Raw genomic sequence first — 24757 nt, 5'->3', positions numbered from 1 at the left:
CGCCCTCGGGGCGCCCCGATATCGGGGCCGGCCCACGGCCCCTGGGACGCCCTCGCGGCGAAGGCCTGCTCGGGACGTCACGTATCCGTACGCTCCCGGCGGGGTGACCTCGCGCTCTCCCATGCGTTGTAGAGGGTGTGCCTTCCTCATCTCTCCGCTCGCCCCAGCCTCCTGCCGCCGCCGTCGTGAAGCCGGCCGCCCCTCCCTTCCTGCTGACGCATGATCAAGGTCAGGCGGCGCGGACTCTGCTGGCCTACGTGAGCGGCCTGCCGCTGAAGGAAGCGGACGTGCAGCTTCTCGCCGTCGTCGTCGCCATCCGTGCGGCGCGGAGCGGCATCGGGAACATCACGGGTCAGGACCTGCGATCCCTGCGTCTCGCGGACGCCCGGGCCGCGGTGGCCGGCCTCTCCACCCTCGGCTGGCAAGGGCAGGACAGGCTGCTGGGGGACGACACGGTCACTCCCGTGGGCATCGGTGTGCCCGATCTCGCGCAAGGGCCGGAACCTCGGCTTCCGTTCGGCAAGGTGATGCGCTCCCGGGTGTCGGGATGGGCTGCCCGGACCATGTCGGCCAAGCCGGTGAAGAAGACCTCGTCCGCGGCCCGGCTGGCCGCGCTCCATCTGGCCGCCCACTGGCCGGCGGACGACTACGGCACGCTGCCCGCGAACCTGCCCGAAGTCTGCCGCGACGCCCTGCCCGAACTGGTCGCCAAGGGCTTCATCACCGAACTGGACCAGACGCGTTACCTGTTGGGGGACTCCGTCCGGCATCTGGCGGGGATGCGGCCCCTGCCGTTCGTGCCGCCCCGGGCGGGACAGGAGCCGGAGCCGCCGACCTGGGAGGAGTGGAAGGGCGGCGTGAGCGTCGCCCTGCGGCGCCACGTCGAAGCCGTCGAAGGCTGTTCCGAGTGTGCCCTGCCGACGGTGAGGGTCGCCGAGGCCTTCATGCGCAAGGCGGTTCCCGCCCAGTTCGACGAGAAGGTGCGCGCGGCGTATACGACATGGGCGGCCGGGCGCCCCGGTCAGGGGCCCGAAGCGGCCGAGTTCGCGGCGGCGTTCCGCGCCGCGCACGGCCACGGGCCGTCGGTCAAGCAGCTGTGCGCGGGGCTCGGCTGGGGGAAGATGTCCCGCGACCTGCGGATCTTCGCCGTTCGCAGGATTATCGCGGACGGCTGGCTGACGAACACCGACCCGGTGCCCTGGACGCTGCGCCCCGGCCGTGCCGCTCAGGGAGGCGCGGCTGCCCCGGTGTCGGCGAGGCGGCGGTGACGGTGCTCGGTGCGAGCCCGTCCGCCACATGACGGGTGGTTCGTGGCGACCCGCGGGCCACATGATCGGGCCGGCTCCGTCCGACTGTGCACCGGGCGGACCCTGACCCGTCATCGGACGTTCCGGATCCGGTGGGGTTCAGGGTGCTTGCTATGGGCATGCCAAGCGTAGCCGCGTGTCCCCGCCACGCGCCGACCCGGAGGATGCAGTGAAACTCAGCGCACCGATCAGCAAGGCCTCGCTCGTCGTGACCAGTGCCCTCGTGCTCGTCATAGGAACGGCCGGCAGCGCGCTCGCCGCCCCGCCGGGCGCGCTGCCGGCGAACGCCGACGGGACGGAGCAGACCTTCCAGCCGGCGTTCGACTACGACACGGACGGCTGCTACCCCACACCGGCGATCGGCGCCGACGGCACGATAGCCCCGGGACTCAACACCACCGGCGCCGTCAACGGAAGCTGCCGCGACGCGGTCGACCTCGACAACACCAACGGCTACGCCCGCTCGAAGTGCAACAACGGCTGGTGCGCCGTCATGTACGGGCTCTACTTCGAGAAGGACCAGGCGGTGGCCGGCAGTGGACTCGGCGGGCACCGGCACGACTGGGAACACGTTGTGGTGTGGGTGCAGAACAACGAAGCCCGCTACGTCTCCACCTCGGCCCACGGCAACTTCAACGTGTACGCCCGTGACGCGATCCGGTGGGACGGAACCCATCCCAAGGTCGTCTATCACAAGGACGGGCTGGGCACGCACTGCTTCCGGCCCGCGAACTCCAACGACGAACCCCCGGAGAACCACTACGGGACCTGGCGCTTTCCCGCACTGGTGGGCTGGAACGGCTATCCGGCCGGCCTGCGAGACCGGCTGAGCCAGGCCGACTTCGGCAGCGCCGTCTTCGGTCTCAAGGACGGCAACTTCAACTACCACCTGGAGAAGGCCAAGCCCGCCGGCATCCCCTTCGACCCCAACGCCTGACCCGGCGGGGCGGGCGGACGCGCACCGGTGCGCGTCCGCCCGCCTCCGACGGTCCGTCAGCGTTCCGTCAGCTCCGAAGGAGCCTCCTGGACCACCCAGCCGTTCCCGTCCGGATCGGCGAAGGCCATGAACGAGTTCCAGGTGTCACCCTTGCCTTCCTCCCAGCCCGTGGCGCCCACGTGCCTGACCGGGGACACGTCCACGCCCCGGCCGGCCAGTTCCTCCCGGGCAGCCTCGATGTCGGTGACACAGACCTGGAGCCCCTGCAACGTGCCGGGAGCCATCACCTTCGACCCGGGGAGGGCCGGCATGCCCTGCAGCATGGCGATCGAGCACCGGGAGCCGGGGGGAGTCAGCTGGATGATCCGCATCCCGGGTGCCACCTCGTCGTCCAGGTCCAGCTTGAAGCCGGCCTTCTCCGTGTAGAACTCCTTCGCACGGTCCATGTCGGTGACGGGGACCGGAACAACCTCGAGCGTCCAGTTCATGGAGCCTCCTCAGCAGGGCCAGCGCATCTGGCCGAACGGATCGTCCTCCGGCCGGGCCGGGCCGGGCCGGGCGGGGCACGGCGCCGGGGCGCGGTCCGGAGAGGTCCACCGTCACCCACGCGGCGTTCCCCGCGGGCCCCGAAACGCCAGTGGACGCCGCACTGTGACGATTGACCCGCCCGGCACTCCGCCCGCCGGGGCGCCGTTCCCGGCGCGGAGGGCGTGAGCGGGGTCTGCGGCGCGACCGCTCCACGGACGACTGTCGGTGGTGGCTGTGATGCTGGGTGCATGGACGAACTGATGAGGCGGCGCGTCTACGGCGCCGACCACGACGACCCCGATCCGGGGCCCCGGACCGGGCACGACTACGTGGAGTTGGTGGGCGGCCCGCTGGACGGGCTGCTCCTCGACGTCACCGGCTGGCCCGATGACCGCCTCGCGGTGGGCGCCGCGCTCGGCACGGAACTGGGGAAGTTCGGCTCAGGCGGCCGCGCCGTGTACGGGCCCACGGCGGCCGGGCCCGGCCGCTGGGCCTGGGAGGCGGACAGCCCCTGAGCACGGCGCCGGCCCGGCACCACGCCCCGGGAGGGACAGCCGGGCGCGGTCCGGGCCGGACACGGTGGGCGGGCGGCGTCGTCAACCGGTGCAGTGGATGTCCCGGGCCGGGCGGTGCCCGGTGACGAGGAACCTGGTCACCGCGCGGTCGCCGCAGTCGTTTCCGTTGCCCAGGTACATCCCGTGCCCACCCCGTCCCAAGGTGACCATCCGAGCCCGGTCACCGAGCGCGGAACGCATCCTCAGCGCGCCGGAGTAGGGGGTGGCGGGGTCGCGGAGGCTCTGGACCATCAGGATGTCCGACGGGCCGTCGGCGGTGATGCGCACGGGCCTCTCGGTGGGGGCGTCCTTCCAGTACGCGCAGGGGCCGATGTTGACGGGCATTCCGGCCGTCAGCGGATACGCCGCCCGGTCGGCGGCCACCCGTTCCGCGTATCCCGGACCGGGGCCGGGCCAGCGCACGTCGTTGCAGATCGTGGCGAGCATCAGCGACGCGTCCTCGTCCGGGATGGTCCCCGCGAGATCCGGAGGGAGGACGGGCCTGCCTTCCGGAGCCGAGGCCTGCTCGATCAGGCGTGCCATCGCCGGGAAGGCGGCATCGGCGTAGAGCGCGTTCTGGAGTGCCTGCCGCAGCCCGTTGCCGGTCAGCGGCACCCCGGGCACGTCCGACGTGAGCGGAGCCCGGTCCAGACGGTCCGCCAGGGCGAGGAACAGGGGTTCCACGTCCTGGGCACGCGACGCCAGCCGGAGCCCCTCCGCCTCACGCGCCGGATCGGACGCCCAGGCGGCGAAGTCCGGGAAACGGTCGGCCGCGCCCCTGGACATGTTCTCCAGCCACCCGCGCGCGACCCGCGTCGGATCCGGGTCGCCACTGCTGTCCAGGACCATCCGGTCGACCCGCCCGGGTTCCGTCTGCGCGTAGACGGTCCCGACGTACGTCCCGTACGAGGTGCCCCATATCGAGAGCTTCCGCTCTCCCAGTGCCGCGCGGAACCGGTCGATGTCACGGGTCTCGTTCCTGGTCGTGAACGACCGCAGGACCGCACCGCCGTTGCGCGCGCACGACTCCGCCGTGCGCCGGGACCGGGTCTCGTTCTCCGAGATCCCGCCGTCCGGCGCGGGCCAGGACCTCAGCGTCACGAGCCGTCGGTCCGCCGCGGGAATGCCGCAGCGCGCCCTGACGCTGCCGCCCACGCCGCGCGGGTCCAGACTGACCAGGTAGTACGCCCCGTCCAGCGCCGCCCGCAGCGCAGCGCCCTTCTGGGCGAGCCGCTGGACCCCGGACGAGCCCGGCCCTCCGGGGACCACCAGCAGCGTGCCCCGCCGCTTCTCCGGACGGTCGCTGAGCAGCCGGGTGACCGACACCTGGACGCTGCGCCCGTCCGGGTCGAGGTGGTCGAGGGGTACGGCCAGAGTCGCGCACTCCTGCCCGGCGGCCGGGGCGGTGCCCGGTGGCAGGTCGCAGGCGTGCCAGTCGAGCCGTGGGGCCGCCGTGCCGGAGGCCGGGCGGGCGGCGGCGGTGACGCTCGTGGCCAGAGCTGTTGCGCAGAGGGCCAGCAGAACGGTCTTCCGGGTCCAGTTCGTCATGACGGCAAGCCTGGTGCGGTCCGGTCCCGGAGCCCATGCGGCAGGCCCGCCGCCCGGTGGGGTGGAGAGCCCCCGGGGCGACCCTGCGGACCACACCCGGAATCCGCCCGGCCTCCGGCCCCGGTCGTCACGGCGGACAGCCCTCAGACGCCGCCCGGTCCGCCCGCGAGATCCGTGTCGCGCATGCCGGGGAGGGCATAACCGGCGTGCGCGTCCCACGGGACGTCGAGGTCGTCCATGTGCACGCGCCATTCCGCGTCCGGCAGGGACCGGCGCAACTCGGTGACGGAGTCCAGCACATGGGCGATGACCGGCAGGGCCCGGCCGGGGTCGAACGGCAGCTTGGTGGACCCGGCCAGGATGTCGCGCGGCCCACCCCCACCGTTCTCGTACAGGTACAGGCTCTCCTCGTCCGGGTACGGGAAGGACGACGTACGGGCGGCGACGGTTCGGGCGACGTCGGCCGCCTCGGCGTCTGTCAGGGGCTTCGCCCTGCTCGCGGTGTAGTAGAGGGAGACACTCATGATCCGACCGTAACGAAGGGGTACGACAGTGCCGACGGGCAGCGGACTCGGGCTGCGTTGCGGACCCGGTCCTATGGTGCCGCGCGGAGCCGGCCCGGCGGCACCGTCCCCAGGGGCCTCATACGTCGCGGCGCATGCAGATCCGGGGCCACCGGTCCAGGCCGTGGGCGGCTTCCTGCCTGCGGATCTCCCGGAGTCCGGGACCGAGTTCGTCGTCGGTCAGGATGCGGAAGCCGCAGCGTCCGTAGTAGGGGGCGTTCCAGGGGACGTCCGTGAAGGTGGTGAGGGTCAGCGCGGGCACACCGGAGGCCGCGGCGTGATCCGCGAGGCGGCCGAGCAGCAGACGTCCGATACCCCGACGGGCGTGGTCGGGGTGTACCGACACCTGCTCCACGTGCAGGTTCCCGTCGACCGGGCCGGCGATGAGGTAGGCCACCGGGAGGTCGGCGGCGTCGACGGCGACCCAGGCCAGTCCCTGCTCGACGTACGAGGCCAACTCCGCCACGGTCAGGGGCTCGTCGTCCGCGATCTCCGGCATTCCGACGTCCCGGAAGCACCTGCCGGCTGCCCTCTCGATCTCCTGGAGGAGCGGCGGGTCGTCGATGCGCGCAGGACGGATGTGCATGGCCCCATTGTCCCGGATGAGCGGGCGGCCCCATGCCGGTCCCCCGTCGTGAGCACCCCGTCGGCGAAGCCCAGGACGAGCCGGGGTGGTTCCGCCGTTCATCGCGCCGGTGTGCGCTCCGGCCGGGTGCAGACCGCGTCCGATGTCCGCGCCGATTCTTGTCATGAGCCGGCTGGGCCCCCGGTCAGTACCGTCTCGCGGAACGACGCCACCACGGGCCGCAGGTCGATCCTGTGCCACGCGGCCCACAACTGCACGGACGCCTGGTGCCAGGGGAGTTCGCGCACCACGACGCCGTCGGTGGCCCCGCGGACCATGCTCCGCTGGACGAGCGCGAGACCCAGGCCGGACGCGACCAGCCCCAGGGCGGTCAGCGGATCGGGTGCGTCGAGGCGGATGTCCGGCGTGAAGCCCGAGGCCACGCACGACGCGACGAACGCGTCCCGGGCTCCCGGCTCGCCAAAACCCCCGACCGCGATCCAGGGCATGCCGTCCAGATCCGGCGCCGTGAGCGTGCCACGACCGGCCAGTGGGTGCCCCGCGGGCAGGGCGAGGAGCAGCGGATCCTCCAGCAGTGGTGCAGCGAGCAGGTCGGGGTCGTCCCCCGGCGGAGGCTGCTGGACCAGGGCGATGTCGAGGCTGCGCTGCCGGAGCCCCACGAACTGCTCCTCGGGTGTCAGGCTGTAGAGCGAGACGTGGATGCCGGGGCGCTCCTCCTGGAGCGCGCGCAGCGCCGCCGGCAGCACGCCGGTGTGCATGGCGTCCGCGACGTATCCGATGCACAGGCCCCCCTCCTCCCCGCGTCCCAGGCGGCGGCCGAGGTTCTCCAGCCTGTCCGCGTGCCGCAGCAGGGCCCGCGTCTCGGTGAGGAAGACCTTGCCGTCGGCGGTCAGGCGGATGCGCTGCTGGCTCCGCTCGAACAGTGTGAGGCCCAGGTTCTTCTCGAGCTGGGCGATCTGGCGGCTGAGGGGCGACTGCGAGATGTGCAGTTCCTCCGCGGCTCGGCCCACGTGCTCGGCCTCGGCCACGGCCACGAAATAGCGAAGTTGTCGCAGGTCAAGCATGTAAGACCTCGGGGGACTCAACTCAGTCCAAGCGTGTCTTGGACAGTCTCAAGTATCGATCCTAACCTCGAATGCGTAAGGCCGACGAACCTTCGCATATCGAATGAAAAAGCGTCGGATCCATTCCCTCCCGTAAGGAATCACCTCATGGGCATCGCACCCCTCCTCCCCGGACCGCTCGGCTTCGGGACGGCTCCACTGGGCAACATGTTCCGCGCCATCCCCGACGCGGAGGCCGCCGCCACGGTCGAGGCCGCCTGGGACCACGGCATCCGCTACTTCGACACCGCCCCCTTCTACGGCGCGGGCCTGGCGGAGATCCGGCTGGGCGAGGTCCTCGCCTCCCACCCCCGGGAGAGCTTCGTCCTCAGTACCAAGGTGGGGCGCGTCGTCCTCGACGAGGCCGAGGATCCGGCGGCACGTGAACTCGGCGAGAAGGGCGGACTCTTCGAACACGGCCGCCCCAACAAGATGGTGAACGACTACACGGCCGACGCGACGATGCGATCCATCGAGGACAGCCTCACCCGGCTGAAGACCGACCGCCTCGACATCGTCTGGGTGCACGACATCGCTCAGGACTTCTACGGCGACGAATGGCTCGCCCGCTACGAGACCGCCCGCACGGGCGCCTTCCGCACCCTGGAGAAGCTCCGGGCCGAGGGCGTCATCAAGGCATGGGGCCTCGGCGTCAACCGGGTGGAGCCCCTGGAACTCACCCTCGACCTCGACGAGCCGAAGCCCGACGCGTTCCTCCTCGCCGGCCGCTACACCCTCCTCGACCACGACCGCGCGCTGCAGCGCCTGCTGCCCGCGGCCGCCGAGCAGAACGTCGACATCGTCGTCGGCGGACCCTACAGCTCGGGCGTCCTCGCAGGAGGCCGCCACTTCGAGTACCAGGAAGCACCCGCGGAGATCGTCGCCAAGGTGGAGCGGATCAAGGCTCTCGCCGAGCGCCACGGCATCGGGATCAAGGCCGCCGCCCTGCAGTTCTCACTCGCCCACCCGGCAACCGTCGCCGCCATTCCCGGCGCCACCAGGCCGAGCCGTGTCGCCGAGGACGTCGCCGCCCTGGGCGAGCGAGTCCCGGCGGGCTTCTGGGCGGCACTCCGCGACGAGAAGCTGATCGCCGCCGACGCCCCCGTCCCCACGAACTGACCCCGCGCGCCGCCGCGGTCCGGGCCGTGCCCACCGCCACGTACATCGCGTCCGCTCACACCCACAAGGAGAACCTGATGGCCACGACCAGTGTGTCCGTCCGCATCCCCGTCCCGCCGGACCGTGTCTGGAAGCTCATCGGCGGATTCGGCAGTCTGCCGGACTGGCTTCCGTACATCCCCGGCAGTGAACTCGGTGAGGGCGGGCGGGTCCGCAGCCTCACCGACCAGGACGGCGGAGTGATCGTCGAGCGCCTCGAGACGTTCGACGACGAGGCCCGCACCTACAGTTACTCGATTCTGAGCGCGCCCTTCCCGGTGACCGCCTACCTCTCCACCCTCACCGTGCACGCGGACTCCGGTCCGGGCACCTCACGGGTCGAGTGGAGCGGCACGTTCACGCCGGACGGCGTCGACGAGGCCGAGGCGGTCGGCCTGTTCCGGGGCATCTACTCCGACGGGCTCGCGGCACTCCAGAGCGCCTTCGCCGACTGAGGCGGCGTGACCCCGTCGGGTGCGGCGGCCGCTCGGAAACCGGCCGCCGCACCCCTGGTGCCCGTCCGGGTCAGCCCCGGGTGATGTTCTGCGCCTGAGGACCCTTCTGCCCCTGGCCGATGTCGAAGGTGACGTGCTCGCCCTCCGTCAGCTCGCGGTACCCGGAGCCGTTGATCTCCGAGTAGTGGGCGAAGACGTCCGGGCCCCCGCCCTCCTGCGAGATGAAACCGAAGCCCTTTTCGGAGTTGAACCACTTCACGGTGCCGCTCGCCATACCGTTCTTCCTTCGTCCATCCCGGGAGCAGCCCTCGTCGAGCGTGCCCCGGCCCCCGCGACCACAGGAGCCATCAGCCGTACTACCCCGACTCCAGCCCTCTTATCCGATCCGCGGGGGAACAGGGCGGGTTCCGTGCACGGTTCGCCGGTGCGGTGTGCGGTGTGCGGTGTGCGGGGCCGGTGTCCCTCACGGCTCGAACGGGGCGGCTCCCCGCTCGTGACGTGCCCAGGGGTGGCTCGCCGCTCGCGCTGTGCCCAGGGGCGGGCGGACGTCCCCTCGCACGCTGCCCTACAGTCTGACCGGCGTGTTTCCGAGGGCGGGTGGGTGCAGGGTGTTGGGCCGGGTGACAGCTGTCAGCAGCAATGCGACGTACTCGTTCAGCAAGCCGAACCGTGAGGCCGTCACGCTGCTCGCCGGCCTCGGCGTGGAGGGGGACGTGCACGCGGGGACGACGATCCGTCACCAGTTCCGCATGACCTACGAACCGGACCTGCCGAACCTGCGGCAGGTCCACCTCATGCACGAGGAACTCTTCGACGAGCTCGCTCTGAAGGGCTTCGCCGTCGCCGCGGGCGGGCTCGGGGAGAACATCACGACCCGTGGCGTGGACCTGCTCGGACTGCCCGAAGGCGCCCTGCTGCACATCGGCGCGGAAGCCGTGCTCGAGGTGACCGGCCTGCGGAATCCGTGCGCGAAGATCAACGACTTCCGGCAGGGACTGCTCGGTGAGGTCTTCGCACTGGACCCGGTCTCGGGCGAGTTCACCTTCAAGGCCGGCATCATGGCCGTGGTGCTCCGCGGCGGCCCCGTCCGCCCCGACGACTCCGTCCGCATCGAACTCCCTCCCCTCCCGCACCGCCCTCTGGAACGCGTCTGAGCGCTCGGGTGGCCAGGTGGCGCCGGCCGCCTCAGCGCCCGATGACGTCGACCAGCAATTTCGCGGCCACCCTGCAGTACGCCGGGGGCCCTGCGGCAAGCCCTGTGTGCCGCTGTACGTTGAGAGTGGAGGACGGTGGCCACCGCGCTCTCCCCACCCCAACCGCCCTTCGCCACGCGCACGGGCGTGCCCCTGTCCGCGCGGATCCCGCACGGCGGAAGCCGCCGTGCGGGATCCCGTTTCCTCCGCTCCCCCCATGTGCCGGCGGTGCGGAGGACCCTCCGGGGTTCAGGGGAAGCCCCGACGCGACGCGCTGACGCCCGGGTCCGACGGGGCAGGCGGAGGACCGTCCGCCGGGGTGGCCGCGCGGGCGTGCGCTCCCGTCCTCAACGGCCCGTCGCCGTACAGGTCCTGGACCCAGTTGTCCTGATACACGGTGTCGAGATACCGCTCACCCAGGTCCGGTGCCACGGCCACAGCGGTGAGGCCCGGGGTCTCCCGGCGGGCCAGCCAGTCGGTCGCCCCGCTCACCACCGTGCCGGTGGATCCGCCGAAGAGGAAGCCGCGCCTGGCGAGGCGCCGGCAGGCGCGGATCGTGTCGGCCTCCTCGACCAGCACCACCTCGTCGACGTACGACTCGTCCAGGAGCGGCGGGCGCATGCTCATCCCGAGACCGGGGATCAGCCTTCGGCCGGGCTCCCCGCCGAAGGCCACGGAGCCCACGCTGTCCACCGCCACGACCCGCACCGGGCGTCCGGAGTTCCGGAGCCTGTCCCGGAAGTAGCGTGCGCAGCCCATCAGGGTTCCGGTGGTCCCGGCACCCACGAACAGGACGTCGAGCCGGGGGAAGGCGCGCGCGATCTGGGGTGCGGTCGTCCGGTAGTGGGCCTTCCAGTTGGCCGGGTTGGAGTACTGGCTCAGCCACACGCACCTGTCGTCGGACGCGCACAGGCGCCGGACGTAGTCCAGCCGCGCACCCAGAAAACCGCCGTTGGCCTCCTGGCCGGCCACCATGTGGACCTCGCTGCCCAGGGCCTCCATCATCAGGCGGGTGGCCAGGTTGCAGCGGGCGTCCGTCACACAGACGAACCGGTATCCCTTGCTCGCCGCGATCATGCTCAGCGCCACGCCGAGGTTCCCGGACGATGATTCGACGAGGACGGAGTCGGCCTTCAGGGACCCGTCCCGTTCCGCCGCGGACACCATCTCCGTGGCCGCCTTCAGCTTGATCGAGCCGGCGAAATTGAAACCCTCGCACTTGAGCAGCAGTGAGTGGCCGAAGACCGGCTCGACGTCCACGTAGAGCTCCTCCTCGTTGAAGGCCTGGGGATCGGTGATGACCGGCACGGCGAACTCCTCCTCTGGTCGGTGCGTGGTGCGTGGTGCGTGGTGCGTGGTGCGCGGTGCGCAAGGTGTGATGTGTGGCGGTGGCAGGGCCCCGGTCCGGGGCCTGCGGCCGTCGTCATCCGTAGCGGCGCCGTTCGTGGAAGAAGTCGTCGACGACGCCGAGTTCGCCGGAGCGTGCGACCCGGTCGTAGACGTAGCTCCCGACCGCGAGATCGAGCACCCCGAGGCCGAAGGGTGAGAAGACCACCGGCCGGTCCCTCGCCGGAGTCACCCGCCCCGCCATCACGTCGTCCAGGGTGCCGAGCACGAAGTCCCGGTTCCCGGTGAGCTGTTCGGTCAGATGGGGGGAGGTGGCCGCCCGCAGGCAGTGCTCGATGTCGTCCACGACGTTGGTGGCGGCGAGCAGGACCTGCGGAGAGAGGTCCCGCAACGACACGTGCAGCACCACGGGGTTGTGGTCGAACCACGCCGGATCGTGCACATGGGGCTCCGCGGCCACGGTCGCGAAGACCACGAGATCACTCGTGCGGATCAGTTCCTCCGGATCGTGGTGCACGGTGACGGCGCCGGCGCCACCGGACTGCTCCACGTAGAGGCGGAACCCGGCCGCGCTGTCCGCGGAAAGGTCGTAGATCCCGACGTCGTCGAACGACCAGCCCGAACCTTCGAGGAACGTGTGGATGTAGCGGGCGATCAGGCCCGTCCCGAAGAACCCGACGCGCGTCGGGCGCGGCCGGTCGCGGCTGAGCCGGTCGGCGGCCGACGCGGCGGAGGCGGCCGTCCTGGTCGCGCTGATGATCGAGCTCTCCAGGCAGGCGAACGGGTAGCCGGTGACGGGATCGTTGAGGATCAGCACGGCCGAGGCCCGGGGGACGCCGGAGCGCACGTTCGCCGGGAAGCTGGAGATCCACTTCAGCCCGTCGACCGGCGCGTCGCCGCCGAGGGAGGCGGGCAGCGCGATCATCCGGGAGGCCGGGCGGTCGGGGAAGCGCAGGAAGGAGGACGGCGGGTTGACGGTCCGTCCGGCGCCGTGCAGCCGGTAGGCGGCCTCGACCACCTCCACGATCTCCTTCTCGCGACCGTCGAGGGCATGGCGGACCTGGCTGCCTGGGATCACGGCGAACGACGGCACGGTGGCGTCCCCGGCTGCGGCGGATGCCGTGACGGTGTCCTGGTCCCTGTTCATCGCGGTTCCTCCTGGATCGCCGGCGCCCAGGTGTCCGGGCGCGCGGGAGCGGCCATGGCGACGACGACGTCGCGGGGCCCCTCGTACGCCTCCCGGCTGTGCGCGGTGCGTACGTTGTCGGCGAGGAGCAGGTCTCCCGCCTCCCAGGGCCTGCGCACGGTGTGCTTCTCGTAGACCGCGTTGACGGTCCGGACGACGTCCTCGCCGATGGGGTCGCCGTTTCCGTGACGCGTGTTGAAGGGGAGCCCGTCCGGCCCGTACTCGTCCACCAGGTACTCCCGCACCTCGGGTGCCAGCGTCCACTCGTTGAGGAAGGCGATCTGGTTGAACCAGCAGCGACGTCCGTCGGCAGGGTGGGAGACCACCGCGGCGCGGTGCTGGACGGTGCGCAGCCCGCCGTCGGGCTGCCAGTCGCAGGAGATGCCCTGCCCCCGGCAGTACCGCTCGACGGTCTCCCTGTCGTCGGTCCCGAACGCCTCCGTCACCGTGGCCCCTATCTCGCCGTTGTAGCTGCGGGTCAGGAGCCAGCCCTCGCGCTCGAACCGCTCGGTCAGTCCGGCCGGCAGGTCGCCGAGGACGTCCGCGGCGTCGGCGAGGCAGGTCGCTCCGCCCACGGTGGGTTCCGAGAGGCAGGCGAAGAGCAGCAGTCCGGGGAAGCCGAGCGTGTAGCTCAGTTCGTGGTGCATGCACATCGGCTGGTTGGGGGGCCACACGGACGACGAGTAGACGCCGGGGGAGTACGTCCGGCGGGCGGCGAACGCCTCCCGCTCGGTCACCGGCTCGAGGGCCAGCCCGCGCAGCACCTCGGCGACACCGTCCGCGTCGCGCAGACCCAGCCCGCGGACCAGGACGGCGCCGTGCTCCGCGAGTGCGGCACGCAGCCCGTCGCGGGATCCCGCCGCCCATTCGGCCGGGCCGCCGGTCTCCGTGACCCGCAGCAGCGCCGGGCTGCCGGGCTCACGCCGTACGTCGAGCGGTCGGAGGGTCGTGTCCAGGGAAGTCATCGTGATCTCCTCGGTGTTGTGATCGGTTCACGAGGCGGAACGTTCGTCCACGAGTGAGGCCAGGTCGGCGAGTACGGGGTGGCGCACGAGATCCTTGAGCGAGACCTCCCTGTCCAGGGAGATCGCGACCCCGACCGCCGAGAGCGAGGTGCCTCCGCGGTCGAAGAAGTTGTCCCGGCGGCCCACGAGGCCCCGGGGAACACCGAGCACGTCGGCCCACGCCGCGGCCAGCCGCTCTTCGGTGGGAGTGCAGGGAAGGCCGTCGTCCTCGCCGGTGGCGGTCGCGTCCGGCGTGATCGCGCGCGCGGACAGTTCGCGACGGTCGACCTTGCCGTTGGCGGTCAGGGGCAGGGTGTCCAGCCGGTGGAGGGCCGACGGAACCATGTAGGCGGGCAGTGTCCCGGCGAGCCGGTCCCGCAACGCCGCGGCGTCCGGTGCGCGCTCGCCGGTGTAGAAGGCGGCCAGCCGCCGTCCCCGGCCGCCCTCCCCGGTGACCACCACGGCCGCGTCGCGCACACCGGGCGTCCGCACGAGCGCGTTCTCGACCTCGCCGGTCTCGATCCGGAAGCCGTTGATCTTGACCTGCGCGTCCCGGCGGCCGAGGAACTCCAGCTGCCCGTCCGGAAGCCACCTGCTGTAGTCACCACCGAGGTGAAGGCGCTCGCCCGGGCGGTGCGGATCGCACAGGAACGCCGCCCGGGTCCGTTCGGGGTCGTTGATGTAGCCGCGGCCGACGCAGACACCGGAGAAGGCGATCTGCCCCGGGGCGCCCAGCGGGACCGGGGAGAGGTGCTCGTCGACGAGGTAGACCCGCACGTTCGCGACCGGCCGGCCGATCGGGACGCCGGCCGTGTCCGGGACCCGGTGCATGACCGCGTGGTTCGTGTCGTCGGACGTCTCGGTCAGGCCGTACGCGTTGACCAGCGGGATGCCGGGCATGGCGGTGAACCAGCGCCGGACGAGGTCCTTCTTGAGGGCTTCGCCGGTGACGCAGACACGGCGCAGGTCGGGCAGTTCGCGCGGGTGCCGCTCCAGGAAGGCGAGGACGGCGTCGAGGTACGACGGGACGACCTGGAGCACCGTCACACCCCCCTCGGCCAGTGTGCCGACGAACCGCCCCACGTCGAGGACCGCGTCCTGGCCGACCAGGAGCGTGCGTCCGCCGGTCAGGAGGGCGGACAGGAGCTGCCATACGGAGATGTCGAAGCACTGCGGCGCGGTCTGGGCGACCACGTCGGCCTCGCCGATCTCCAGATCGGCGGTCTTCGCGAGGAGGTGGTTCAGCATTCCGGCGTGCTCGACCATCGCGCCCTTGGGCTCGCCGGTCGATCCGGAGGTGAAGAAGACGTACGCCGGGTCTCCGGCCGCGACCGGAACGCGGGGACCTGAGGAGTCGCCGTCCTCGCAGAGTGCGCCGATGCGGAAGGTGCGTACCGCCGGCAGGGACCGCGTGGCCCGGTCGAGGCTCGCGGTGCTGCCGGGTTCGGTGAGCACCAGCCGGCAGTCCGCGCGGGTCAGCATGGCGGTGATCCGGCCGGCCGGGAAGTGCGGTTCCACCGGCAGGTAGACACCGCCGGCCTTGAACACCGCCACGACCGCGGCCAGCCACTCCAGATCGCGTTCCGCCACGACCGCGACGACGTCCTGCCGGCCGAGACCTTCTCCGACGAGGGCGTGTGCCACCCGGTCGGCACGCTCGTCGAGCTGCCGGTACGTCCACTGCCGCTCGCCCTGGACGGCCGCGACACGGTCCGGATGGGCGCGCACCCGCTGTTCGAACAGTTCGTGGAAGCGCAGGTCCGGCAGCTCACGGCGCGGGCCGGCGAGCCCGTCCACCTGGTGGCGGACCTCGTCGGGGGAGAGCAGGCTGCGGCGCCCGTGTGCCGCGTCGGGAGCTGCGGCGATCGATCCGAGAGCGGCGAGGTGGTAGCCGAGGATCCGGTTCGCGTACGCGTCGTCGACGACGTCGGTCCCATACCTCAGCCGCAGGATGCCGGCGGTGCCACGTCGTACGAACGAGACGTGGAGCGCGCAGCCCCGCACCGGTCCGCAGCCGTCCCCCGGATCGAGCACGGTCGGGGGTGCGGCGGCGGGCAGGCCCAGCTCCTTCCGGAGCGCCTCCACGGGGAAGTCCCGGTGGGCCAGAAGCTCCGACTCGACCTGGTCCGCGTGGACCACCAGGGTGCGCCACGTGCCGGTGCCGGTGGTCAGCCGGCAGGGCAACGGTCCGGCCGCCGCATCCGCGACGTAGCCCGTGGTGACGCCCGACTCCCCGGTCAGCGTGCTCAGCACCCGGGCGTGCGCGGCGAGCAGCGGCGCCGTGCGGGAGACCCGCATCGAGGTCGTGAGTCCGTCCAAGGTGTCGACGAGCCCGGCGGGCACGACGGCCTCGGCCACGGCTGTTCCGGGCTTCGGGGCGTGCGTCCACGGGGCCACCGCGGAAGAGCCTCCTGCCGAGAGCACCTCACGCCAGTACTCCTCACCGGTGTGTGCGGGCGTGTTCATCGCGTCGCCTCCTCGCCCCGGGCGGCCACCCGTTCCATCCGGCGGGCGGGGTTGCCGCCCCACTGGCTGTCGTCCGGGACCGACTCGCCCTTCATGAGGAAGGAGTCGGGCGCGAGCACCGCCCCGTCGCCCACCGTGACGCCGTAGTGCACGAAGGCACCCACACCGAGCGTGCAGCCGGAGCCGATCGCGGAGCGGTCGGACTTGAAGGCGCCGTCCTCCTGCGAGTGGCACTGCACGACGCTCCCCGTGTTGAGCGTGGAGCCGCTCCCGATGGACACCATCGTGCGCTCCGTCAGGTGGCAGCCGTCGTCGAAGACCCTGCGCCCGATGCGTACGCCCAGCAGGCGCCACATCACGTTCTTGAAGGGGGTGCCGTTGAAGAGCTGGAGATAGATCTCCGACGGCACCTTCCAGAAGCGCTCGCGCCGCCAGAAACGCAGGTCGTAGATGGAGCAGAACAGCGGAGCCGGCGGGTGGAAGGCCGTCACCGCGCGCTCCACGAGGACGAAGTACGCGGCGCTGACGAGCACCACGAGGACGTTGCCCAGCGCGAACGCCACGGTGCCGACCGAGGTGTAGAGCTCGGCGGAGCCGGCCACGACCAGCGTGACGAGGAACGCGTAGGTCCAGCGGGCGAGCAGGTACAGGCCCATCGTGGCGGCGTTGTGCCTGTTCTTGGCGGCCAGGCCGGTCCGCAGTCCCTCGCCGCTCTTCATACGGTCGAAGCTGCTGTCGCGCCGCACCGACCGGGGAATCTCGAAGGCGGGCGAGCCCAGGAGGCCGACGCCCTCCCTCACCCTGCCGTCCACGGGGACCATGACCTTGGTCGCGAGCAGGCAGTCGGCCCCGGTCCGGCCCCGCGAGGGGTAGGCGATCCTGTTGCCCAGGAAGTTCTGCGGACCGATCGCCGTACGGGAGACCCGGAAGGACGTGCTGGAGAACTCGGCGTTGTTGACCGACAGCCCGTCGGCGACCATCGTCCCGGTCCCGACCGTGCTCAGGTAGGGCGTCTCGTGCTTCACCTCGGTTCCGAAGTTCGAACCCGTCTGCTCCACCCGGGAGAGGTCGTACCCGAGCAGCCGCAGGTACGGGACGATGGCCGAGCTGTCGCCGAACAGACGTGTGAGGAAGCGGCGGTTGGTCAGCAGGGTGATCGCGCGGTGAACCCCGTAATGGAAGCCGTAGAGCGGATAGACCCTGTCCGGCACGATGGCCCGGCCGAGCAGCCTGGGGACGACGGCGAGCACGAGGAAGCCGAGCGGCGCGATCACGAAGAGCAGGGCGAACGAGGCGAACAGGGCATCGCGGTAGAACACCCACGACGTGAGGATCGACGGACCCGGCTCCAGCACCGCGGAGAGCTGGGGCACCTCGGCGAGCAGGATCCCGATCCCGCCGACCGCCAGCGGCAGATAGACCAGCAGGGCCGCCAGCAGCTGCGCGACGCTGTGGAGCGACCTCCGCACGGGCCCGCAGGGCACGTCCTCCACCACCTCGTAGGCGGTGCCGGCGCGCTGTCCCGGCGAACCGTGCCAGTGCTCACCGGCGGGTACCGTCTGACCGCTGTGCAGGGAGGACGCGTGCGCCAGCCGGGCGCCGTCGCCGAGGGCCGTCCCGATGTCGAGCACCGATGCCTCGGCGACCACGGCGTCCTTCCCCAGCGTGACGGCGCCGGTCTCGATCACGCCGTCACGCGCGCGGTAGCAGGAGAAATAGGAGTCCTTGCGGATGACCGCGGATTCCCCCACCGACAGCAGATCGGTGCAGAGGGGCACGTGACGGGAGAAGACCGCCGCGCCGGGCCCGATCCGGGCTCCCAGCGCCCGCAGGTAGAGCGTGTAGACCGGCGAGCCCACGAACAGCACGAGCGGGTCGGAGCGCACGAGCGTCTTGACGATCCACAGCCGGAAGTACGCCGCGCTCCAGACACGGATCCGGGCGGGCTTCCAGCGCCCCACGAGGAGCCACTTGGCCACGATCGGCAGGAGCGACAGCGCCAGGAACACCAGCACGCCGAAGACGACCGAGCGCAGATACACGTCGAGCACTCCGGAACCGGCGGATATCCACTCGTAGCCCTGGACCCCGATGACACCGACGAGGCACGAGTAGACGAGGAAGGCCAGCAGCTGGAGTGCCCCGCACAGGACGTACCTCGGGCGGCCGGTGACGGCGGGCGCGGCCGCGGCGGGCGGAGCGGCGGGTGCCGGACCGGCCGGGGCGGGAGGGGCGACGGCCGTCATGGCCGCGGCCAGACCTTTGATGGTGGGGTGGGCGTAGACGTCCCGCATCGACACCGACGGAAGGTCCGCGCGTTTCCTCAAGCGTGCGCAGAAGTGAGCCATCACCAGGGAATCCGCGCCCAGGTCGTCGAAGAACGCACTGTCGGCCGCCACCCGGTCCAGGTGCATGACCTCGGCCAGCACCTCGGCGAGATCCGCCTCGACACCCGCGCACGGTGTGCCGTCGCGGGGCGGTGCGCCCCGGGGCGGAGGGGCGAGCGTGGCGACCTGCTTTGCGGTCATGGGAACTCCCTCGCGAGATTCCTCGGTGATGCCGCGTGTGGTTCCGGCGACGACGGGCCGCCGTGGGCCCGGGCCGCCGGAGGAACCGGCAAGCCCGTGGGATCACGGACGGTTGCCTTCCGCGACCGGATGCGTACCTGGTCGAACCGACTCGGTGCGGTCAGGCGCGGCGCTGTCTACCAGGCATTCGATGCGAGAAGGGCGAAAGTTTGGCCAGAACGGGAGAAATCTGACATTCCTTGCAAGGGGGTCCGGTCGGGTCCTGGGGACGCCGTACGGGCGACCGGCCACTGACACGGTCAGGCGTCAGCCGTGCACGCCGTGTCCCGCACCAGAGCATGCCGCGTCCCGCACTCGGGCACTGGCCGGCATGGCCCGGTCACCCCGCCTGATGCCCGACCGCCCGGCGCCCGACGGCAGGATCACCCTCGACTCCCCTCGCCGGATGCCCTGTTGGGGGATACTGGCGACCCCGAAGCCGAACGCCCCGGGGCATCGCCCACGACCGGCCGGAGGCATGGATGGAGCTGCTGACGGCTCTCGGTGAAGCGGTAGCCGCTCTCAAGGCCCCCTTGGACGCGGCGGACCGCAGCCAGGGGTGGACCGATGACCTCCGCAGGGAGATCCAGGAGGACATCTCGGTCCGCCGTTCGGTCCTGCGCCGCCACGGCCTCCGGATGGCGCCGCATCTGCGTCCGGGCCTGGACCGGTGGATGGCGCAGGAAGGAGTCGGGCCGGGCCGGCTGCGAAACCTGGTGGAGGACGTGCAACGCCGCCTCATCGAGGCCGCCGGTACGGCCTGCGGGCCGTGATCCCGGCGCCGGTCGCCCCGGGTGTGGTCGAGGCGCTGTCCGGGGGTTCCCCGGCGCCGGGCGAGCGCCGTGCCGGGGCGTCCGTCCGCGTCAGATGCCCTTCTTGGCGGCTTCCCGTCGCTGCCGCTTGCCCAGCGGAGCCTGGGAGAGGTCCTCGGCGCTGCTCCGCAGGTTCTTGTACCCGTAACCCCGCTCGGCCAGCCACGCCCGCGCGGCGGCCTCGGCACGCTCCGACGCCGGCAGGATGTCCTCCTCCTCTTCACCCGAGTCGAGGAAGCGGAAGGTGAAGGCGGCTCGTGCGGCCACGTCGTAGGTGAGGTGGCCCTCGGCCGTGAAGGCGGAGCGCAGGACGTCGTGCTCGTCGGCGTGCGCCAGGAGTTCCGCCCGCTGCTCGGCGGTCAGGCTGTCGAAGACACCGCGGACGGTGACACGGAAGGTGCGGTTGCTCATCCACCGAGCTTAACCAGCGCACCCTTGCCGGGTCGCCTGGAATAACCGCGCCCACGTCCGCCCGTGGGATGCGCGGGCGGCGCGGACCGTCATCCGAGGAGGGCGGCGATCGCGATCAGCGCCGGTACGGAGAACGCGGTGGACAGGAGGATGGAATCCCGGGCGAGCTGTTCGGCCACGCGGTAGTGCGAAGCGTAGGTGTAGAGGTTCTGGGCTGCCGGGAGCGCGGCGGTGACGACCACGTCCAGCAGGGCCGCCCCGTGCAGATGGAAGACGCCCGCCCCGAGCGCCCAGGCGACGAGGGGCTGGGCGGTCGTCTTCAGCGCGGCGGACAGGGCGATGGCCGGCTTGTACTCCCCCCGAGCCGGCAGGCCGCTTCCCCGCAGGGAGATGCCGAAAGCAAGCAGGACCGCCGGGACCGACATGTTCCCGATGAGCGTGAGAGGTTCCAGGGCCGGCTGCGGCACGGTCCAGCCGGAAGCCGCCACGGCAACACCCGACAGCGAACCGACGGCCATCGGATTGCGCAGCGGGGTCGTCAGCCGCCGCCACAGTGCGATCCGTTCCCCGTTGCGCTGCAGGTCCAGGACGGTCAGCGCCAGCGGGGTGACCACGATCTGCTGGAACAGCAGCACCGGCGCGACGAGGGACGCGTCCCCCAGGACGTAGACCGCGACGGGTATCCCGAGGTTGCCCGCGTTGACGTAACTGGAGCACAGGGCACCGATGGTGATCTGTCCGGTGCCCCAGCCCCGCAGGAGTCCTACGGTGATGAAGACGGACGCGGCGGCCACGGTACCGGCGGCGGTGACCAGGAGGCGCTCGGAGAGGACGACGGACAGATCTGCGTGCGCCAGCGTCGTGAAGAGCAGCGCGGGAGTTGCGACACCGAACGAGAGGCCGGTCAGCACCGTTCGGGCGTCGTCACCGAGACTTCCGCGGCGGCCGAGCAGATAGCCGACAGCTATGACCACGGCGATCACCGCGAAACCGGTGAGAACTCCCTGCATTTCTTTCCTCGGTGCACTGTTCGAAGGGGGCAGGGCGGGAGCGGAGACGTCCCACCGGGCGGTTGCTCACGGGGGTACGGCCTCCCTCCCGGCCGACCGTTGCCGCACCCTGCCGAGAAGGGCAACGGTCCGCGGGAACCACAGCGGGGCCGCGGGGCGCACTGCCCGGCGACGGGGTGGTGGAGGCCCGCTCCGGCCGCCGCCCCGGCTCAGAGGCCGGTGACCTTGGCGCTCGCCGACACCTCGTAGACCAGGGTGACCGTGCGGTGGCCGTCCGGCGGCAGTGGGACGTCCCAGCGGACGATGCCCTCGGCGTCCACCTCGTCGGGCACGGGCGAGCAGGACTCCGTGCGCAGCCGCACCTCCACGGAGGAGACCTCGGACACCGGAATCCTCTCCCGCAGGGCGACGACCCTGTCTCCCCGTGCGTCCGGGGCACTGAACCGCGACATGTGCAGGCGTACCGTGCGCGTGACCACGGTCCGCTGGGTGATGCCCGTGGTGTCGCGAGACTCCTCCGCCCGCCGGACCACACGGTGGTCGTCGCAGCTCCCGAAGGGCAGTTCGACAAAAGCGCCAGGGGCGGTGAACGCCAGTGTGCCGCGGCCGCTGTAACCGCTGTCCCTGACCAGGTCCACCGGCCCGGCGAGCAGGGCGTGGCCGGCCAGGTTGTCGAACCGCACCACCCTCGTGACCAGAGCGGAGAGCTCCGGCGCACACGCGTACTCACTGCGCGCGGCCGTCGTGAAGGCGGAGAGCGGTACCCGGTGGGCCCGCCCGTCACCGGGTACGGACACCGGGGCGGGAGCCCGCAGCACCCGGGCCTCGCCGCCGTCGTCCACCCCGGGCAACCCGATCACCGGGGCGGGGCGCAGGTTCCCCGTCTCCTCCTCGCGCAGTTCGACGTCCACGGTGCGGCGGTCCGCGGCGGAACGGTCCGTGAGTGTCAGCCGGTCCTCGGCGAGACGCGGCGGATCTCCGGCGAGCGCGGAACGCGCGGTCGACAGGGTCAGCCGCACGTCCGACCAGTCCTCGCCGGTGCGTTGCCAGACCATCGCGTCGGTCTCCAGAGTCACGGAGCCGCCGTCCAGCACCGCACGGTAGGCGGGACGCCACAGAGCACAGGGGGTGAGATGGCCCAACCGCAGTCCGACCCCTCCGGCGGCAGCCGACTCCACGGTCAGCTCGATGTACGCCGTCAGCTCGGCGGGTTCCCCCTCCGAAGCGTTCACCGCGCTCCGCACCTCGTCCAGATGACCGGAAACCTCGGCCATCTCCTTCTGCACCAGGCGTAGTTGTTCGCCGGCCGTGTCGCGCTCGCCGTCCAGGCGGTCCAGTTCACCGGCCCAGCGGGGCGGGTCGGTCTCCCCGTGGCCGGCACCCTCGCCGATCTCCCGCAGCAGATCGGCGGCCAGGCGGTCGAGCAGGTCGATCCGGGTCTCAAGGCGCTCTCGGCGCCGGGCGAGCGCGAGCTGCCGCCCTTCGAGCGCCCGTATCCGAAGACGCAGGGCGGAGTCGTCGGCGGACGGCACCGGCTCGCGCGGCGTCCACGTGCGTACGATCCGCAGGTCGAGCACGGAGGCCGGGTGCTCGGCCGTCAGTTCGGCGTGCAGGGTGCGGTCGACAGCCAAGGCGCTGACGGGCCCCAGACGCAGCCGCTGGACGCCCGCCTGCAGATCGAGCTCGGCGGAGCGCTCGACGTGCGCGCGGTCCTCCAGGCAGGTGACGGCGGTGACCGGAAGGGCGATGGGTTCCGGGGCGGTGGTCATGAGGTGGTCAGCTCCTGCGGTTTCCGCCGACGATGGCCTTGCCGGCCGGGATTCTGATCTCGTAGCCGCCGTCGAGCGCTGCCGTGCCCCCGGCGGGCAGGTCGACCCGCCGGATGCGGGTGCCCGGGGCATGACGATCCGGCCCGGGCCCTTCCTCGGGGGTGGTCCAGCCTGCCCGCTCCTCGATACGCACGTCCGCCTCGGAACTGACGGGCACCCGCTCGCGGACCTCGAGGACGACCGGCCGGGTGAGCCTGTTCGCCAGTTCCAGACGGACCTGGTGATCCAGCACGGTGACGTTGTTGCGCAGTCCCGAGGTGGACTCGTGCACGGAGGTGCGCCGGGTCACCTCGATGCCTTCGGCGCGTCCGAGCCCGACTCTGCGTACGCCGCCGGGTGCCAGCGTGGGGAGCGCGGTGGTCAGCAGGAACTCGTCGTCGAGGGTGACTTCCACCGGCCCGGCCAGCAGGGCCTGGCCGGTGGAGTTGGAGACGACGAGCGTGGCGTACACCGCCTGCTCGACCGACGGGACGCACAGGTACTCCGTCTCCAGGCCGAGCGGGATCTCGCCGATGGTGACGGTGTGCCAGGTCCCGTCCGACGGGATGTCGACGCGCGACGCGGTGTCGAAACGGTGGTCGAAGGAGCCTGCCGACTCCCGCGGCCGCACGGCGTGGCCGGGCAACGGCAGACCGGCCACCGATCCGGCGCGCCTGCGGTACTCCGCGGCCACCGGATCGGAGGGGGATCCGGTGAACAGGCGCCCCCTGCGCGCGCCTTGCTCCTCGGGCCCCGCCAGGACGAGGGCGGCGTAGTCCAGATCGGCAGCACGCGGCTGCGGCGGGCCCGACTCGGGAATCCGGGGCGCGGAAGGCACCGGCCCGCCCGGAGCCGGGGGTCCGGGCGGCACGATCCCGGCCGGAGCCTGGGGTGCCACGGGAGCGGCTGACGTGACCGGCCTGCCGGCCGAACGCGCCCGGCCGGGCTGAACGGGGGCAGGCGCCCCGCCCGCGAAGAGCTCCGGCGCCGCAGCCACCGGGCCGCCCGCAACCGGGCCTCCCGGAGCAGCGGGAGGAGGGCCGCCGTAGGCCTGCGGGACCGGCGGCGGCAGCGGAGCGGCCCCGGCCTTCGCGGACGCCGGCACCGCCGACGTGGCCGGGCGAGGGCCGGCCACGTCGTATCCGGCGAACAGGTCGCCGAGTCCGGGCGGCGGCTCGCGCCAGCCCGAGGGCGCGGGGGAGGGCTGACGACGGCCGATGCGGATCGAGCGCAGTTCCGGCAGCCCGTTGTCCCGGCGCAGATCAGCGGTCGCCAGACCCACGGACACGCCGGTCCAGTCCTCGCCGGTGCGCTGGGCGATCGAGGCGCGCAGGGTCATACGGCCGGTGGGTTCGCCCTGCCGGTGCGCGAGCCGGTAGGCGGGCACCCAGACCGCGCCCGGCACTCCGTACTCCACCTCGAGTTCCACCTCCGTCCGCGCGTCGCAGGTGTCCGCGACGTCGACCGTCACGACAGCCGACACGGTCGTGCGCAGATGTGCTGACGGGGCGTCGGCTCCGGAGTCCGTGGAGGCACGGGCCAGCCGGTCGAGAGCGATGTCGAGGGCGTGCGCGGCCTGCCGCACGGCCTCCTCCAGCTCCCCGAGCGTGTCGTGCAGGTCCCGCAGGCGGTCGTCCACGAAGGAGCCGAGCTCCAGCCAGGCGTCCACCGGGGTGCGCCGGTGCGGCTCGTCACGCCTGCGGGGAGGCGGAACCGGGCGCAGCGCCCCGATCTCCACGATGAGACCGAGCGTGCGGTCCCGTCGTCCCCGGGCCGCCGCGCACGCCTCACTCAGGCGCTCGACCTCGTCGCGCAACCCGTCCTGGGCGGTGGGGTCGGGCGACTCGGCCTCGATCTCCACCCGCGCCTCACGCACCCGGACACCGGCAGGTCCCAGGACCCGCACCCGGAGGGAATCCGGGTCCATGGAGCGGGGCAGCCCCACCACGCGCACGGTCCCGAACGGCCCTACGCTGCCCCGGGCGAGGCGGCGGCACAGGGCCCCCTGCTCGTACACCACCACGGAGTCGAGGGCCGAACCCCACCTCTGAGCCGTCTCGGTCGTCATATGATCATCCGCCCCCGTCCGCACGGAGCGAAGCCTACGCCCCCCTGCCGGCGGGTGGATGGCGCGGCTGACGCGCCCGGCAGGACGCCCGGACGTCGCGGCGCGCCGCGGTAATTGCCTGGCGTGCTCGCCGCCGAGGGCGGAGA

The 24757-nt window shown here is 72.0% G+C and carries 22 protein-coding genes; 7 read left to right on the top strand and 15 right to left on the bottom strand.

The genetic code is table 11. The features are described from left to right. Nucleotides 1-257: 257 nt before the first annotated feature. Together OHT61_RS02015 and OHT61_RS02010 are read left to right on the top strand one after the other, a co-directional pair. Complete coding sequence (locus tag OHT61_RS02015) at nt 258-1268, top strand: hypothetical protein (RefSeq protein WP_329034474.1); 1011 nt, start codon at nt 258-260, stop codon at nt 1266-1268. 208 nt (nt 1269-1476) lie between these two features. Beyond that, entirely contained in the window at nt 1477-2244 is a 768-nt protein-coding gene (locus OHT61_RS02010; protein WP_329034472.1) for an NPP1 family protein, read from the top strand. 56 nt (nt 2245-2300) lie between these two features. Here OHT61_RS02010 and OHT61_RS02005 read toward each other — a convergent pair whose 3' ends face one another. Then, nucleotides 2301-2732, bottom strand: a complete 432-nt coding sequence (locus tag OHT61_RS02005) for a VOC family protein (RefSeq protein ID WP_329034470.1) — start codon at nt 2730-2732, stop codon at nt 2301-2303. Between the two features lie 288 nt (nt 2733-3020). On the opposite strand from OHT61_RS02005, the gene OHT61_RS02000 reads away from it, so the two are divergent. Next, the gene (locus OHT61_RS02000; protein ID WP_329034467.1) at nt 3021-3287 is read left to right on the top strand and encodes a hypothetical protein; all 267 of its coding nucleotides are present in this window, start codon (nt 3021-3023) and stop codon (nt 3285-3287) included. An 81-nt stretch (nt 3288-3368) separates the two neighbouring features. Here the strand turns inward: OHT61_RS02000 and OHT61_RS01995 are convergent, their stop codons facing one another. The 4 genes from OHT61_RS01995 to OHT61_RS01980 all read right to left on the bottom strand — a co-directional run bounded on the left by OHT61_RS01995 (nt 3369) and on the right by OHT61_RS01980 (nt 7087). Beyond that, the gene (locus tag OHT61_RS01995; RefSeq protein ID WP_329034465.1) at nt 3369-4874 is read right to left on the bottom strand and encodes an alpha/beta hydrolase; all 1506 of its coding nucleotides are present in this window, start codon (nt 4872-4874) and stop codon (nt 3369-3371) included. Between the two features lie 143 nt (nt 4875-5017). After that, nucleotides 5018-5398, bottom strand: a complete 381-nt coding sequence (locus OHT61_RS01990) for a hypothetical protein (protein ID WP_329034463.1) — start codon at nt 5396-5398, stop codon at nt 5018-5020. Between the two features lie 118 nt (nt 5399-5516). Continuing rightward, nucleotides 5517-6023 carry a GNAT family N-acetyltransferase gene (locus OHT61_RS01985; protein ID WP_329034461.1) on the bottom strand — a complete coding sequence of 169 codons (507 nt, stop codon included), beginning with the start codon at nt 6021-6023 and terminating at the stop codon, nt 5517-5519. A 161-nt stretch (nt 6024-6184) separates the two neighbouring features. Further along, nucleotides 6185-7087 (bottom strand): LysR substrate-binding domain-containing protein, encoded by a 903-nt coding sequence (locus OHT61_RS01980; protein WP_329034460.1) that lies wholly within the window; start codon nt 7085-7087, stop codon nt 6185-6187. Nucleotides 7088-7234: 147 nt separating this feature from the next. Between OHT61_RS01980 and OHT61_RS01975 the strand changes: the two genes are divergently transcribed. After that, nucleotides 7235-8245, top strand: a complete 1011-nt coding sequence (locus OHT61_RS01975) for an aldo/keto reductase (RefSeq protein ID WP_329034458.1) — start codon at nt 7235-7237, stop codon at nt 8243-8245. A gap of 77 nt (nt 8246-8322) precedes the next feature. Beyond that, nucleotides 8323-8739 carry an SRPBCC family protein gene (locus OHT61_RS01970; protein WP_329034456.1) on the top strand — a complete coding sequence of 139 codons (417 nt, stop codon included), beginning with the start codon at nt 8323-8325 and terminating at the stop codon, nt 8737-8739. A 70-nt stretch (nt 8740-8809) separates the two neighbouring features. Here the strand turns inward: OHT61_RS01970 and OHT61_RS01965 are convergent, their stop codons facing one another. Next, nucleotides 8810-9013: a cold-shock protein gene (locus OHT61_RS01965; protein ID WP_329034454.1), complete on the bottom strand. Its 204-nt coding sequence runs from the start codon at nt 9011-9013 to the stop codon at nt 8810-8812. Between the two features lie 334 nt (nt 9014-9347). Here OHT61_RS01965 and OHT61_RS01960 point away from each other — a divergent pair, with 334 nt between their 5' ends. After that, nucleotides 9348-9893, top strand: coding sequence for an MOSC domain-containing protein (locus tag OHT61_RS01960; RefSeq protein WP_329034453.1), 546 nt, complete (start codon nt 9348-9350; stop codon nt 9891-9893). Nucleotides 9894-10181: 288 nt separating this feature from the next. Here the strand turns inward: OHT61_RS01960 and sbnA are convergent, their stop codons facing one another. The 5 genes from sbnA to OHT61_RS01935 form a co-directional block, all read right to left on the bottom strand. Continuing rightward, nucleotides 10182-11240, bottom strand: a complete 1059-nt coding sequence (gene sbnA, locus OHT61_RS01955; RefSeq protein ID WP_329034450.1) for a 2,3-diaminopropionate biosynthesis protein SbnA — start codon at nt 11238-11240, stop codon at nt 10182-10184. A gap of 115 nt (nt 11241-11355) precedes the next feature. After that, nucleotides 11356-12426 carry a 2,3-diaminopropionate biosynthesis protein SbnB gene (gene sbnB / locus OHT61_RS01950; protein ID WP_329034448.1) on the bottom strand — a complete coding sequence of 357 codons (1071 nt, stop codon included), beginning with the start codon at nt 12424-12426 and terminating at the stop codon, nt 11356-11358. Further along, on the bottom strand, nt 12423-13430 hold the full coding sequence (locus OHT61_RS01945; protein ID WP_329034446.1) for a TauD/TfdA family dioxygenase: 1008 nt from the start codon (nt 13428-13430) through the stop codon (nt 12423-12425). Before OHT61_RS01945 ends, sbnB begins: the two co-directional genes overlap by 4 nt. 27 nt (nt 13431-13457) lie before the next feature. Further along, nucleotides 13458-15935, bottom strand: coding sequence for a non-ribosomal peptide synthetase (locus tag OHT61_RS01940; protein WP_329034444.1), 2478 nt, complete (start codon nt 15933-15935; stop codon nt 13458-13460). Further along, nucleotides 15932-18463, bottom strand: coding sequence for a Pls/PosA family non-ribosomal peptide synthetase (locus OHT61_RS01935; protein WP_329034442.1), 2532 nt, complete (start codon nt 18461-18463; stop codon nt 15932-15934). The genes OHT61_RS01940 and OHT61_RS01935 overlap by 4 nt, the downstream gene beginning before the upstream one ends. 521 nt (nt 18464-18984) lie before the next feature. Between OHT61_RS01935 and OHT61_RS01930 the strand changes: the two genes are divergently transcribed. Then, the gene (locus OHT61_RS01930) at nt 18985-19275 is read left to right on the top strand and encodes a hypothetical protein (RefSeq protein WP_329034440.1); all 291 of its coding nucleotides are present in this window, start codon (nt 18985-18987) and stop codon (nt 19273-19275) included. A 90-nt stretch (nt 19276-19365) separates the two neighbouring features. Here the strand turns inward: OHT61_RS01930 and OHT61_RS01925 are convergent, their stop codons facing one another. The 4 genes from OHT61_RS01925 to OHT61_RS01910 all read right to left on the bottom strand — a co-directional run bounded on the left by OHT61_RS01925 (nt 19366) and on the right by OHT61_RS01910 (nt 24611). After that, nucleotides 19366-19725: a DUF6204 family protein gene (locus tag OHT61_RS01925; protein ID WP_329034439.1), complete on the bottom strand. Its 360-nt coding sequence runs from the start codon at nt 19723-19725 to the stop codon at nt 19366-19368. An 89-nt stretch (nt 19726-19814) separates the two neighbouring features. After that, nucleotides 19815-20735 carry an AEC family transporter gene (locus tag OHT61_RS01920; RefSeq protein ID WP_329034437.1) on the bottom strand — a complete coding sequence of 307 codons (921 nt, stop codon included), beginning with the start codon at nt 20733-20735 and terminating at the stop codon, nt 19815-19817. Between the two features lie 209 nt (nt 20736-20944). Continuing rightward, on the bottom strand, nt 20945-22504 hold the full coding sequence (locus tag OHT61_RS01915) for a mucoidy inhibitor MuiA family protein (protein WP_329034436.1): 1560 nt from the start codon (nt 22502-22504) through the stop codon (nt 20945-20947). Between the two features lie 7 nt (nt 22505-22511). Next, entirely contained in the window at nt 22512-24611 is a 2100-nt protein-coding gene (locus OHT61_RS01910; protein ID WP_329034434.1) for a DUF4139 domain-containing protein, read from the bottom strand. Between the last annotated feature and the right edge of the window lie 146 nt (nt 24612-24757).

It is taken from the genome of Streptomyces sp. NBC_00178, from assembly GCF_036206005.1.
Classification (GTDB): Bacteria; Actinomycetota; Actinomycetes; order Streptomycetales; family Streptomycetaceae; genus Streptomyces.
Note: the sequence above shows the minus strand (reverse complement) of the source record. Positions and strands in the feature narration are given on the sequence as shown.

Excerpts from the sequence above, each read along its gene's own strand:
- OHT61_RS01930 (WP_329034440.1), top strand. The coding sequence starts at position 18,985 with ATGGAGCTGCTGACGGCTCTCGGTGAAGCGGTAGCCGCTCTCAAGGCC.
- OHT61_RS01945 (WP_329034446.1), bottom strand. The coding sequence starts at position 13,430 with ATGACTTCCCTGGACACGACCCTCCGACCGCTCGACGTACGGCGTGAG.
- OHT61_RS02005 (WP_329034470.1), bottom strand. The coding sequence starts at position 2,732 with ATGAACTGGACGCTCGAGGTTGTTCCGGTCCCCGTCACCGACATGGAC.
- OHT61_RS01985 (WP_329034461.1), bottom strand. The coding sequence starts at position 6,023 with ATGCACATCCGTCCTGCGCGCATCGACGACCCGCCGCTCCTCCAGGAG.
- OHT61_RS01920 (WP_329034437.1), bottom strand. The coding sequence starts at position 20,735 with ATGCAGGGAGTTCTCACCGGTTTCGCGGTGATCGCCGTGGTCATAGCT.
- OHT61_RS01990 (WP_329034463.1), bottom strand. The coding sequence starts at position 5,398 with ATGAGTGTCTCCCTCTACTACACCGCGAGCAGGGCGAAGCCCCTGACA.
- OHT61_RS01940 (WP_329034444.1), bottom strand. The coding sequence starts at position 15,935 with ATGAACACGCCCGCACACACCGGTGAGGAGTACTGGCGTGAGGTGCTC.
- OHT61_RS01995 (WP_329034465.1), bottom strand. The coding sequence starts at position 4,874 with ATGACGAACTGGACCCGGAAGACCGTTCTGCTGGCCCTCTGCGCAACA.
- OHT61_RS02000 (WP_329034467.1), top strand. The coding sequence starts at position 3,021 with ATGGACGAACTGATGAGGCGGCGCGTCTACGGCGCCGACCACGACGAC.
- OHT61_RS01935 (WP_329034442.1), bottom strand. The coding sequence starts at position 18,463 with ATGACCGCAAAGCAGGTCGCCACGCTCGCCCCTCCGCCCCGGGGCGCA.
- OHT61_RS01925 (WP_329034439.1), bottom strand. The coding sequence starts at position 19,725 with ATGAGCAACCGCACCTTCCGTGTCACCGTCCGCGGTGTCTTCGACAGC.
- OHT61_RS01965 (WP_329034454.1), bottom strand. The coding sequence starts at position 9,013 with ATGGCGAGCGGCACCGTGAAGTGGTTCAACTCCGAAAAGGGCTTCGGT.
- OHT61_RS01980 (WP_329034460.1), bottom strand. The coding sequence starts at position 7,087 with ATGCTTGACCTGCGACAACTTCGCTATTTCGTGGCCGTGGCCGAGGCC.
- OHT61_RS01910 (WP_329034434.1), bottom strand. The coding sequence starts at position 24,611 with ATGACGACCGAGACGGCTCAGAGGTGGGGTTCGGCCCTCGACTCCGTG.
- OHT61_RS01970 (WP_329034456.1), top strand. The coding sequence starts at position 8,323 with ATGGCCACGACCAGTGTGTCCGTCCGCATCCCCGTCCCGCCGGACCGT.
- OHT61_RS01915 (WP_329034436.1), bottom strand. The coding sequence starts at position 22,504 with ATGACCACCGCCCCGGAACCCATCGCCCTTCCGGTCACCGCCGTCACC.
- OHT61_RS01975 (WP_329034458.1), top strand. The coding sequence starts at position 7,235 with ATGGGCATCGCACCCCTCCTCCCCGGACCGCTCGGCTTCGGGACGGCT.
- sbnB (WP_329034448.1), bottom strand. The coding sequence starts at position 12,426 with ATGAACAGGGACCAGGACACCGTCACGGCATCCGCCGCAGCCGGGGAC.